Origin of the sequence: Marinomonas sp. THO17, from assembly GCF_040436405.1 — a bacterium.
In the GTDB taxonomy this organism is placed as follows: Bacteria; Pseudomonadota; Gammaproteobacteria; order Pseudomonadales; family Marinomonadaceae; genus Marinomonas.
Genome location: NZ_AP031575.1, coordinates 1,320,714 through 1,333,442, shown reverse-complemented (window position 1 = coordinate 1,333,442; position 12,729 = coordinate 1,320,714). Strand labels below are relative to the sequence as shown.

10 protein-coding genes are annotated in these 12,729 nt (G+C 45.1%); 7 read left to right on the top strand and 3 right to left on the bottom strand.

All coding sequences use genetic code 11. The features are described from left to right. Positions 1-177 precede the first annotated feature (177 nt). The 6 genes from ABXS85_RS06310 (at position 178) to ABXS85_RS06285 (ending at position 7,165) form a co-directional block, all read left to right on the top strand. Entirely contained in the window at positions 178-1,743 is a 1,566-nt protein-coding gene (locus ABXS85_RS06310; protein ID WP_353669192.1) for a CoA-transferase, read from the top strand. A gap of 28 nt (positions 1,744-1,771) precedes the next feature. Next, positions 1,772-2,974: a thiolase family protein gene (locus ABXS85_RS06305; protein ID WP_353669191.1), complete on the top strand. Its 1,203-nt coding sequence runs from the start codon at positions 1,772-1,774 to the stop codon at positions 2,972-2,974. 203 nt (positions 2,975-3,177) lie between these two features. Further along, positions 3,178-3,939, top strand: a complete 762-nt coding sequence (locus tag ABXS85_RS06300) for a crotonase/enoyl-CoA hydratase family protein (RefSeq protein ID WP_353669190.1) — start codon at positions 3,178-3,180, stop codon at positions 3,937-3,939. A gap of 39 nt (positions 3,940-3,978) precedes the next feature. After that, a complete protein-coding gene (locus tag ABXS85_RS06295) occupies positions 3,979-4,746 on the top strand; it encodes a 3-hydroxyacyl-CoA dehydrogenase (protein WP_353669189.1) in 768 nt (255 codons plus the stop codon). A gap of 153 nt (positions 4,747-4,899) precedes the next feature. Continuing rightward, entirely contained in the window at positions 4,900-6,753 is a 1,854-nt protein-coding gene (locus ABXS85_RS06290; RefSeq protein ID WP_353669188.1) for a feruloyl-CoA synthase, read from the top strand. Between the two features lies 1 nt (position 6,754). Further along, positions 6,755-7,165: a thioesterase family protein gene (locus tag ABXS85_RS06285; RefSeq protein ID WP_353669187.1), complete on the top strand. Its 411-nt coding sequence runs from the start codon at positions 6,755-6,757 to the stop codon at positions 7,163-7,165. Positions 7,166-7,265: 100 nt separating this feature from the next. On the opposite strand, the gene ABXS85_RS06280 is transcribed toward ABXS85_RS06285, so the two are convergent. Further along, positions 7,266-7,388 (bottom strand): hypothetical protein, encoded by a 123-nt coding sequence (locus ABXS85_RS06280; protein WP_353669186.1) that lies wholly within the window; start codon positions 7,386-7,388, stop codon positions 7,266-7,268. Between the two features lie 268 nt (positions 7,389-7,656). On the opposite strand from ABXS85_RS06280, the gene ABXS85_RS06275 reads away from it, so the two are divergent. Continuing rightward, on the top strand, positions 7,657-9,111 hold the full coding sequence (locus tag ABXS85_RS06275; RefSeq protein WP_353669185.1) for a TrkH family potassium uptake protein: 1,455 nt from the start codon (positions 7,657-7,659) through the stop codon (positions 9,109-9,111). Positions 9,112-9,166: 55 nt separating this feature from the next. Here ABXS85_RS06275 and ABXS85_RS06270 read toward each other — a convergent pair whose 3' ends face one another. Together ABXS85_RS06270 and fdhD are read right to left on the bottom strand one after the other, a co-directional pair. After that, entirely contained in the window at positions 9,167-11,491 is a 2,325-nt protein-coding gene (locus ABXS85_RS06270) for an FdhF/YdeP family oxidoreductase (protein ID WP_353669184.1), read from the bottom strand. Continuing rightward, positions 11,481-12,320 carry a formate dehydrogenase accessory sulfurtransferase FdhD gene (gene fdhD, locus ABXS85_RS06265; RefSeq protein WP_353669183.1) on the bottom strand — a complete coding sequence of 280 codons (840 nt, stop codon included), beginning with the start codon at positions 12,318-12,320 and terminating at the stop codon, positions 11,481-11,483. Before fdhD ends, ABXS85_RS06270 begins: the two co-directional genes overlap by 11 nt. Positions 12,321-12,729 lie beyond the last annotated feature (409 nt).

Below are 12,729 nucleotides of genomic sequence, written 5' to 3'. Positions count from 1 at the left end.
TGGCCATAAGCCAAAGCTAATTCAATCATAATGACCATGACTTTTTTGCTTAAAGTATTCAAAAAAAGCAATATGCCATAAAAAAAGCTAAAAATGTTTGATAAATTAATTGTTGTATTGTACAACAGTTTTATCGATTAAAACCGCCATTAGCATAACAATAATATGAGGTTGAATATGACAAAGGTGATTTCTCTTGAGCAAGCCGCAGAACGAATTCAAGATGGTGCGTCGGTCGCTTGGTCAACAGTGGGCATGTCTTACTTTGCAGAGGCGGTCGCCAAAGCCGTCGAACAGCGTTTTGTAAATACCGGCCATCCAAAACAACTGACACTCATCCATGATTGTGGTTGTGGCGATGGTAAAGACGCTGGTATGTCTCATTTGGCCCATCCCAATTTGGTTAAACGACTGATTTCAGGCCACACAGGGCAAGCGCCTAAAATGGCACAAATGATTACCGATGACGCGATTGAAGCCTATTTGTTACCGCAAGGTGTATTGACCACTATGTGGCGTCAAATTGCTGGCAATAAGCCTGGTGTTATTACCAAGATTGGCATGGGAACCTATGTGGATCCACTGGTCAGTGGCGGTAAAGTGACCAGCAAAACCACAGAAGACCTAGTAAAACGCATTGATATTGAAGACGAAGAGTGGTTGTTGTTCAAAAAATTCCCTCTCGATGTGGTCGTGATTCGTGCCACAACGGCGGATGAAGACGGCAACTTGTCGGTTGAAGAAGAAGCCATGTTGGCGGAAATTTTGCCGATGGCACAAGCAGCGAAAAATAACGGTGGTATTGTTATCGCTCAGGTGAAGTACATTGCTGAACGTCATTCTCTTCATCCAAAAGAAGTAAAAGTACCGGGTGTACTGGTGGATTATGTGACGGTCGCCCCTGCAGAAGATCACAAACAAACCATTGGTAGTATCTATAACCCAGGGTTGGCGGGCAATGCGCGAGTACCTTTAAACGCTTTGCCTGTGATGCCCTTCAGTGCGCGTAAAGTCATTGCACGACGTGCCGCCATGGAGCTTGAAGCCAATGTGATGGTGAATCTAGGCATAGGCATGCCAGACGGCGTGGCGGCGATTGCGGCAGAGGAAAAAGTGTCGCACTTGTTTACCTTGACGACTGAGTTGGGAACGTACGGAGGCATTCCAGCCTCTGGTGCGGATTTTGGGGCGGCTTGGAATGCCGATGCCATTATAGAGCATGAGGCACAGTTTGATTTTTATGATGGCGGTGGTTTGGACATTGCCTTCTTAGGTTTGGCTCAGGCTGATCAGCAGGGCAATTTGAATGTTAGCAAGTTTGGTCCCAAAGTGGTTGGCCCAGGTGGCTTCATTAATATTTCCCAAAGTGCCAAGAAGGTGGTGTTCTGCGGCACCTTAGTCAATGGTGCTAAATTGGAATTCAGTGGTGGCAAGCTGCAGGTTGTTGAAGAGGGCAAGGTGCAGAAATTTGTCGACGCAGTGGACCATATTACCTTTAGTGGTGACGTGGCACGAACCAACAAACAGCCAGTGGTATTTGTTACCGAGCGTTGCGTATTGGAATTACGTCAAGAAGGCATGGTGTTGACCGAAATCGCGCCGGGCTTGGATCTTGAAAAAGATGTACTGGCCGCTATGTCTTTCCGTCCTATTATTGCTGACGATCTTACCAGCATGCCAGAGGCCATTTTTGCTGAACAATGGGGCGGTTTGAGTGAGATCATGACAGCGCAAGGCCAATAAAAATAACAAACTAATTTGAGGTTTAAGTATGTCTATCAAGAATGTTGAAATTCCTTACGGTGCTTATTGGAGTACGCCTTTTACTAAGTGGCAGGGCTCCTTGCAACACTTGCATTCCATGAAATTTGCAGCCCATGTGACAAAGCAAGAATTGGCCAAACGTGATATTGATCCAAAGGTATTTGATTCTGGGGTGTTAGGCATGACCATTAACCAGTATCAATCCTTTAATGGTGCTCCTTGGCCTCTGTATGATATTGGTGCAGTAAATACCGCAGGACATGCGGTGAACCAAGTGTGTGCGACCAGTGCGCGAGGTTTGTTTGCGGCCGCATCAGAAATTGTCTGTGGCATGGCGAACGTCTCTTTGTTGATGACGGCAGATCGTTGCTCTAATGGTCCACACATTTATTACCCGAATGCCAAAGGGCCAGCGGGTGCCTCAGAAGATCAGGTGACTTATAACATGATGAATGATTGTGTTGGCGGTCATTCTATGATGCAAACCGGTGAGAATGTAGCACAACGTTTTGATATCACTCGTGAAGAGTTGGACGCAGTCACCCTTAGACGCTACGAGCAATATCAGGATGCGCTAAAAGATGATCAGGCCTTTCAGAAGCGTTACATGACCTTACCTTTGTCCGTGCCAACGGCTAACTTTAAGAAAGAAGATAAGGTCATTTATGGAGATGAAGGGGTGTTTCCAACCACATTGGAAGGTTTGCAAAAATTAAAACCCATTCAAGAAAGTGGCGTGATCACCTTTGGTAACCAAACGCATCCTGCAGATGGCAATGCGTCAGCGATTTTGTGTCGATCAGAAGAAGTGGCGAATTTAACTTCGCGTCCTGATATTAAAATTGAACTGCTTGGTTTTGGGCAAGCCCGTGATGATTTGGCTTACATGCCAGCCGCACCGATAGAAGCAGCCAAACGTGCGTTGGCCATTGCAGAAGTTGATATCAAAGACATCAAAGCCATTAAAACTCATAACCCCTTTGCAGTGAATGACGTGGCTTTGGCTAAGGCGATGGGGTTGGATGTGATGGCCATGAATAACTACGGCTGTTCCTTAATCTGGGGCCACCCTCAAGGGCCGACTGGTATGCGTGCCATCATAGAATTGATAGAAGAACTTGTAATGACAGGTGGTGGTTACGGTTTATTTACGGGTTGCGCTGCGGGTGACACAGGTATGGCTGTGGTCATAAAGGTATCTGATCGTTAGACGTTTTTTACCCTGAACTTGATGTCTGCCTAAGTTCAGGGTTTTTTCATTCAATTGAGATACAAGATATCGGAAAAATAGAATTCCAATTTGTTGTAATTGACATTTGTTTATATATACAACTATTATTTCTATAAACTAAATATCTGGCGTTTGAGTGTTGAGCTAACGCTTGGCCTATAAACATAACAATAGAGGCTTATATGACTCCTTACCAATTTATTAAATTTTCTGTCGATAATGGCGTTGGCCATTTAGAGCTGAATCGTCCTGAGAAAAAGAATGCGATTAATGACAGCTTATGTCTAGAAATTGAGCACGTCTTTTTAAACCTTACTGATGATGTCAATGTCATCGTCCTTTCTGGTAATGGCCCAGAATTTTGTTCCGGCTTGGACTTGCGAGAGCACAAAGCGCGTGAACCTTTTGAAGTGGTCAAGCATTCGCAAATGTGGCATCGCGTATTTGGTCACATTCGTGATTCAGGCACACCAGTGGTCGCTGCCATGCATGGTGCGGTCATAGGTGGTGGTTTGGAATTGGCTATCTGTGCTCATGTGCGCGTGACCGAGGAAAATACTTTTTACCGTTTACCAGAAGGCAAGCATGGCATTTTTGTCGGCGGTGGTGCTTCTGTAAACGTGGCCAATGTTATCGGCGCCAGTCGTATGACGGAAATGATGCTAACTGGTCGCGATGTGGACGCTGAAGAAGGTCATCGCATTGGTCTAGGCCATTATGTGGTCGCAACGGGTGAAGCATTAAACAAAGCGTTTGACATCGCCAAAGGCATTAACAAAAACTCTAAATACTCTAACTGGGCAATGACCACAGGACTCAGTCGTATCAATAATATGGCGGGCCAAGAGGGTCTTTACACGGAATCATTGATCTGCGGTATTACGCAAACCAGTGAAGAAGTGAAAGCCCGTATTGATGCTTTTCTGAATCGTAAAAAATCCTAATTATCCATCTCTAGAGTAGAGTGAAATTGAGGCATTGTTATGCAAATCCAAGGTAAACATTTTATTGTGACGGGCTCGGCTTCAGGTATTGGTGAAGCAGTAGCGCGTCGTCTTATGTCGTTAGGCGCAAACATTACATTGGCGGATGTTAACGAATCAGGTTTACAGCGTGTTCAAGCCGATTTGGGTGACCAGGCGCAAGCGTGCGTTACTGATATTGTTGATGAAGCATCGGTACAACAAACCCTTGATCAAGCGGTGGCAAAATTTGGTGCCATTGATGGCTTGGTGAATTGTGCTGGTATTCCGGGTGCGGAGCGTGTGGTTGGTCGCGAAGGTCCACATAAATTAGCAAGTTTCCAACGTGCTGTTTCGGTTAACCTGATTGGTACTTTTAATATGATTCGCTTAGTGGCGGATAAGATGCAGCACAATCAGCAAGCCGATAATTTAGAGCGGGGCGTGATTATTAACACGGCATCGGTTGCCGCTTTTGATGGACAAATCGGCCAAGCTGGTTACGCCGCTTCAAAAGGTGGAGTTTGTGCTATGACTTTGCCTATCGCACGAGAGCTAGCGCGCTTTGGCATTCGTGTCATGACTATTGCACCGGGTTTGTTCAAAACCCCAATGATGGATGTGCTGCCAGAAGAAGTGCAAAAATCTCTGGGTGAATCAGTGCCATTTCCACCTCGTTTAGGGGAGCCGGACGAATACGCTAGCTTGGCTCAACACATTATTGAGAACAGCATGTTGAATGGCGAAGTTATTCGTTTAGACGGTGCAATTCGTATGGCAGCCAAATAAATGGCTCCGCGACTTTGGTTTGGCGATAGAGGCAAGGTCAGGCTTAAGTCATCGAGAGAATAACAATAATAGCGTTAGTGAAAGGTCATTAGCGACTCAAAAAACAAAACTTAAACCACATAAAAACAAGCAAGGTGGTTTTAGGAGCAGAACATGAGTGTTGGATTTCATCCTATTAAAGTCGTTGCGCATCCCATCGAGTTAATTAAGCGTGAGGATGGTGTAAGGATAGTAAACAGTCAAAAACCATTGGATGATTTTGCCCGTTGTTGGACAGATCAATTAGCCTACTGGGCGCAACAAGCACCAGATAGGGTGTTTGTTGCTCAACGTGATACACAAGGTGAGTGGGATAAGATTACCTACTCGGATGCTGTGTTGCGTGCCAAAAAGTTGGCTTCTTGGTTGCTCACTCAACCTGTCTCAACCGAACGCCCCATTGTTTTTTTATGTGGTAACAGTGCTGAGCACCTCATGTTGGCTTTGGCTGGCATGTATGTGGGCATTGCTCATTCGCCTTTATCTCCTGCCTATTCATTGATTGCTACTGATTACGCCAAGTTACAAGGCATTATGGACATCTTGACGCCAGGCCTAATTGTGGTGGATGAATTAGCCCCCTATGAAAAAGCCATCAAGGCCGTTTGTCAGGATGAGACAACGCCAGTTTTGGTATTGCAAGGGGACACACAAGCACAGCAAATTGCCAATCCAACGGTGTCTTATCAAGATTGTCTGGCGCATCCTATTTCGCCTCAGATTGAGATTGAGAATAGCAAGGTTGATGGCGATACCATTGCGAAAATTCTTTTCACTTCAGGTACGACTGGGATGCCGAAAGGGGTTATCAATACTCAGCGAATGATCTGCGCCAATCAGGTGATGATTCATCAAGTGATGCAATTCTTAAAAGATCAGCCACCTATTATGGTGGATTGGTTACCTTGGAATCACACTTTTGGTGGTAATCATAATATTGGTATAGCCCTTTATAACGGCGGTAGTTTGTATCTAGACGATGGTAAGCCAACTGAGAAGCTATTTGATAAAACCTTGAAAAATTTGTCGGAAATTTCGCCTACTGTGTATTTTAATGTTCCCAAAGGTTTTGAGTTGTTAGTCAAAAAACTCAAAGAGGACGCCCAATTTGCGCAAAAATTCTTTTCCCGTTTGCAGTTTACCTTTTTTGCAGCAGCAGGCTTAGCACAACATATCTGGGATGACTTAGACGCGCTGGCCATTCAATATACAGGTAAGAAAATACCTATGCTAACCGGTTTGGGCTGTACTGAAACGGCACCATCTGCGACCTTTGCTTCAGTAGAAGAGTCCTCTTCTGGAGTGATTGGGGTACCAGCACCCGGGGTATCGATTAAATTGATTCCCAATCAAGGAAAGTTGGAAGCCAGAGTCAAAGCCGTGACCGTGATGCCGGGCTATTGGCGTCAACCTGAGCTGACCGCAAAAGCGTTTGATGAAGAAGGCTATTACTGCTTAGGCGATGCCTTTGCTTTCTTAGATGAAACACAGCCCCAACGTGGCTTTCGCTTTGACGGTCGTGTATCAGAAGACTTTAAACTCGACAGTGGAACTTGGGTTAGTGCCGGAACCTTACGAGCTAAGTTTATTAGTGCATTAGCGCCTTTTGCTCAGGATGTGGTGTTATGCGGAACCAACCGAGGTTACATCACAGCTATGGTGTTCCCTGATTGGGCCCATTGTAAGGCCATTCTGCCTCACGATGTGATGGAGTCCAATGAAGAAGTGATAGCGCACCAAGTAGTACGCGAGGCTTTCCATCAGAAAATGCAAGAGGCGGCGGAGCAAAGTACCGGCAGTTCCACTTTGGTGAAGCGTATTATCCTGCAGGCAACACCGGCCAGTATTGATGCCCATGAAATCACGGATAAGGGGTCTTTGAATCAGCGAGCGGTGCAAACGCATCGTGAGGATCAAGTGGAACTCTTGTATCAAGAGCCGATAGCACCACAAGTGATCAGTCTCTAAGATGTTCAAACATCAGCGAGAAATACGCATTGAATGGGGAGATTGTGACCCGGCGGATATTGTGTTTTATCCGCGTTACTTCGCCTTCTTTGATGCGTCAACAGGTGAGTTGTTCAATGCCATGGGATACTCTCTGAGTCGTATACGAGAGCAAGCGCATTGTGTGGGCTTTCCTATGGTAGATACTCGATCACAGTTTTATAAAGCGTCCAAATATGGTGATCTGGTGAATATTGAAAGTGAGTTCACCGAAATTGGTAGGGCCAGCTTTTGCGTTCAACATCGTCTCTTTAATCGAGGTGACTTGGCGGTTGAATGCTCTGAAAAACGTGTTTGGGCATGTGTAAATGAAGAGGGAAAGTTACAAGCTCAGGCCATTCCGGATGATGTTCGAAACTTGATGTTGTCTTAATTGTGTCATTCATTTTAAAAAGCCGAATGTGATCATTCGGCTTTTTTGGAAATCTTCTTTGAAAATTGTGTCTGATTAACTATTTAGCACATTTATTAGATCATTTAGATCGAGTTTGTTCGCACAATTCGATAACTCGTTTGCCACTGATAACTAAAAAGCTACCTACCGTAATGGCCAGTGCAGTGAGATGAATAATATCATCCAATAAAAGTATATCCATATAGTGCTCCTCCAGTTGACTTTCTCTAATTATTGTTCGATTAATAAAGCATAATCTTTGTGCGGTGTCCACATTACTTGCACTATCTTACGCTTTTAACCAAGCTATTTTCATATTTGGTCAGCGGGTTACCCTTTCCATTGTCTTATAGTTAGAGGCTAAGAAAGCGATGTCCTCATCCGTCAATGTGAGCGTTCAGGGAAAACGCTCTTTAGTTAAATGCTCTTTAGTTGAACGCTCTTTAGTTAAACACAAGGCCATGATGTAAATGATTCGTCCGCTGTTGATTATTCGCCTATTAACCATGCCTTGCTTATGGATGAGTCTGGTGCAGTTAGTGTTTGCCGAGTTGTCCTTTATGTATTTTAAAGACGGCGTCGGTCGTGACTTTGCGGTGCCTGCGATGCTGACCTTTTGTTGTGCTATGCCGTTACTCTTCGCCTTTAAAAAATACTCTTTGCCATCGGTAAATGTTCGTGAAGCTATGTTGTTTGCTGCTTTGACTTGGTTTGCTGTTGGTGTATTGGGGGCTGTTCCCATTATTCATGTGACTCAAGTGTCTTTTACCGATGGGGTATTTGAATCCATCAGTGCGTTAACCACAACAGGGGCGACCATTTTATCCGGTTTGGATGAATTGCCGCCAAGCTTCTTAATGTATCGGCAATTTCTGCAATGGATGGGCGGCTTGGGAGTGGTGATTTTTGTGGTGGCCATTTTACCCATGTTGAACATAGGGGGAATGCGCTTGTTAAAAGCTGAGACTCCCGGCCCAATCAAAGATGAAAAGTTGTCGCCGCGAGTATCCAGTACCACGCGTTATTTATGGATGGTGTATTTGGTCATTACTCTGCTGTGTGCCGTGTCTTATTATTTTGCTGGCATGTCGGTGTTTGACGCCATAGGGCATAGTTTTAGCACGGTTTCTACGGGCGGTTTTTCTACTCATGACGCCAGTATGGGCTATTTCAATAGCTCGCTTATGCTGTGGATTTGCAATCTCTTTATGTTACTTGGGGCAATTAATTTTGCCTTGCACTATCGCGTCTTTCTGGCGCGCGCTATTAAGTTGTATTGGCAAGATGAAGAAACCCATGCCTTTTTGATTATTGTGGCGCTGGTGGCTTTGTTATTAGCTGTGTTTCTCTATCAAACGCAGGCAGAACAGGGCAGTTGGAACGCCTTAACACAAGCCTTTTTTCATGTAATTTCTTTTATTACCAGCACGGGTTTTGCAGCAACGGATTTTGGAGCCTGGCCTGCCGTTACCTCGATTGTGTTGATTTTTGTTGGTTACATAGGTGGTTGTGCGGGTTCGACGGCGGGTGGCAATAAGGTGATTCGAAATGTTATCTCCCTTAAATCCATCAGTTTAGAAATTAAGCGCTTGGTGCATCCTAGTGGCGTCTTTACTATGAAGTTTCAAGGTCGACATATCAGTGATGATATTCGTCATTCTATCATGGGCTTTATGTGTGTGGCGGCCATTGTCACCTTGGTGTTTACCCTATTACTCATGGCGACTGGTATGAGCTTTATGGGCTCCCTTAGCGCAACAGCTGCATGTTTAAATGTATTGGGGCCAGGGTTTGCTGAGTTGGGCAATAATTTTGCCCCACTCAGCGACACAGGCACCTGGCTAATGAGCTTTGCCATGATACTAGGCCGCTTAGAATACTTTACCGTGCTAGTGCTGTTTTTGCCCGCAATGTGGCGCGATTAAGTATCTTGTCATTGATGATGGCAGATATTGCAGTCACTATTTTAGTTACTGGCTTCTAAAGAGCAGCCATCTCCAATTCCGTATTTGTATCACAGGGTGTCAATTCCACGGCGATGCTTTTCGAGGTTGGCGTATTGCTAAATTCGCCATGACTGTCTAAAGGCACCAAGGGATTTGTTTCTGGATAATAGGCGGCTAAATTCCCTGCAGGAATACTGTAAGGAACCAGTTTAAAGCCCTCTACTTTTCGCTCAACACCATCATTCCAAATAGAACGGATAGTGACTTTTTGGCCTTCTTTTAAGCCTAGTCTTTGCAGATCTGCTGGGTTGATAAAGACCAGATTACGTTCGTTTTTAATCCCTCGATAACGATCATCAAAACCGTATATGGTGGTATTGTACTGATCATGGGAGCGTAAGGTTTGCAAAACAAAGCTGCGTTCGGTGAGTAAACCTTGAGTCTGTTTGGGTAAAATAGAGTCTGGTAGGCGGTGGCTGTGTACTATGGCTTTACCTGCTGGTGTTTTCCACTGACGATCACGAGCACTGTTGCCTAAATAGAAGCCACCATCTTGCAAAATACGCTGATTAAAATTAGCAAAACCTGGTACTACAGCGGCAATGTGTTCACGGATTAGGTCATAATCCGCAATGAGGGCTTGCCAATCGACCGGATATTTCCCTAATGTTGCTTCGGCCATGCCCGCAATGATGGCAGGCTCGGATTTCTGTAAGTCGCTCATGGGTTCCAGCACGCCGCCAGAGGCATGAATCATACTGAAAGAGTCTTCCACTGTGACTTTCTGTTGCCCATTGGCTTGATGATCAATATCAGTCCGACCAAGACAAGGCAGAATTAAAGCGTTTTTGCCTGTGACCAAATGAGAGCGGTTTAGCTTAGTGCTGATTTGTACCGTTAGCTGGCAAGCTTCAAGGGCTTTTGCAGTGGCTTGTGTGTCTGGTGTGGCGGCAGCGAAATTACCTCCTAATGCGATAAAAACGTTTACCTTGCCTTGTTGCATAGCGCGGATGGTGTCGACCACCGCAAGTCCTTCTTGTTTTGGTGGTGAGAATTGGAAGCGTTGTTCTAACGCCGTTAGAAAGGCTTCGCTGGGTTTTTCGTTTATGCCCATGGTGCGATCACCTTGTACATTACTGTGACCTCGCACTGGACAAGCGCCCGCGCCCGCTTTGCCGAAATTCCCCTTTAAGGCTAATAGATTGACGATTTCGTGAATGGTGGCAACCGAATGATGGTGCTGGGTGATGCCCATGGCCCAAGTGATAATGCTGCAGTCTGCTTCAGCATACACTTGGGCAGCCTGTTCTATCTCTTGTCGGCTGAGTCCTGATTGCTCAAGAATGTTAGACCAAGGAGTCTGCTTAACCTGTTCTAAGTAGGTCTCCATTCCTTGGGTGTGTTGTGCAATAAAGTCATGATCAAATATCGCACTACCAGCTTGTTGAGCGGCTTCTTCTAGTTCGATCAGTACTTTCACCATGCCACGTACTACGGCCATGTCACCGCCAATTTTTGGCGTGTAATAAGCGGTATTGGTTGGCTTTGAGGAATTGGTGAGCATTTCGATCGGGCTTTGTGGATTCTGAAAACGCTCAAGGCCACGTTCTTTTAAGGTATTAAAGGTATGCAGCTGAGCGCCGCGTTGTACGACTTCTTTTAGGGTTTCCAGCATACGAGGATGATTAGTGCCAGGATTTTGGCCAAATACAAATACCGCATCGGCTTTGTCAAAATCGTCAATTTCCACCGTGCCTTTGCCAATACCAATACTACTGGTTAGGGCATAGCCGCTGGCTTCGTGACACATGTTTGAACAGTCGGGAAAGTTATTGGTTCCATAAGCGCGAGCAAACAGTTGATACAAAAAGGCCGCTTCATTACTGGCACGTCCTGAGGTATAAAAAGCCACATTATCAGGGGAAGACTGTTGTTTGAGTGTGTCGGCAATCAGTTTGAAGGCGTCTGACCAAGTAATGCTTTCATAGTGATCGGTGGACGGGTTATACCGCATAGGCTCGGTCAAACGACCTTGATATTCTAAAAAATAATCGCTTTGTGTTTTCAGCCAGCTGACCGAATGCTGAGCCATAAACTGAGCGTCCACTTTGCGTGAGGTCGCCTCCCAGTTCACCGCTTTGGCGCCATTTTCACAAAAACGAATCTTGGCGGGATCGTGTTTTTCCCCCCATGCGCAACCAGGACAATCAAATCCGTGCGGTTGGTTGGTTTTTAGCAAGGTAAAAATATTACGGGTGGCATTTTCACTTTTTAACCAATGCTGTGCGGTACTTTTTAATGCTCCCCAACCGCCTGCAGGACCTTTATAGGGAGTGAAGTGTTGCGTCTTATTTGTCATCTAACCTGTCCTTTATGTTGCCTTTAGCGAAGAAACGAGGGGCATCGTGTTTGGGTAAGTGAATTAAGGTGAGACCATACTCTTGCGCTAAATTTACCGCCAGTTGACTAGGAGAAGCAAGATGAATCAAGTTTGATAATTTGGCTTTAACGGCTTTTAGAATCAGCTCGGTACTGCAACGGCTCGACATTACTACAGAATGTTGGTCTAAGTTGGTTGTCGTTTTAGCCGCATAGCCGATGATTTTATCCAGACAATTATGACGACCTATGTCTTCCATGCAACAGAGGGGGTTACCCTGAGGGTCAAGTAACAGGGCAGCATGAAGGGCTCCCGTGCGCTTACCTAAGCGTTGTGCTTGAAATACCTTGTCGCGTAATCCCTCCAGAAAGGAAAAATCCATCACTCTTGTTTGAGGGAGTTTGATTAAGTCCGGAAAGGCTTGTTGAAGTGATTCTTTGCCACACAAACCGCAACCACTGGCGCCAACATGCACTTTACGCGTTTGCTTGTAATCGTGAAAGCGACGGGGACTAATTTGTAGATTGATTTCCAATCCTTTTACGCCGCTTGTGGTGTTTTGTTCTTGAAATACGATATCTCGTAGATCTTGATGCTTGTCTATGATGCCTTCGGAGATGGCAAAGCCTATGGCAAATTCTTCAAGCTGAATGGGGGTGACCATAACGACAGCATGAGCAAGATCATGAATGCTTAAGGTGACGGGGACCTCTTCTACCAAGTCAGTATAAGCTGTGTCATTGACATCCCCAGCAAGACTGTAGGCGGTTGTTTGAAAGCCTTGATAGTTGGCGGCATTGAGTGGCATAGTGAACCTTATCTGGCCTAATTAATCGTCTTATAGTACGTAGGCTCAATTCAGGCGTCTAGAAAATTTGCATGAAAAAAGAGTGCAATTTAAGACAGTGTTTTGTTCTCCTTTAACAGCATTTGATGGGCAGAATAATAGGTGTTTCTTTGTACAGGGAAATACCGTATTCTAGCGCCCCGATAAAAAGTGACATTGTTGTGTATGGTTAGTGTAAAAAACGACTTAAATCCGGCATCAAGGGTGATTTTTGTGCATTAATACTGGTCGGATTATGGCGTATGCGACAAAGTAAGAGAGTTTGATTCCTATTTGTCTTGCTTGATGTATGTGTCTTGAAAAATGAATCAAGCAGGCATGGTGATAAATACTTTATAGGCAATTGAATGCCCATGTTTTTCAATGAGTT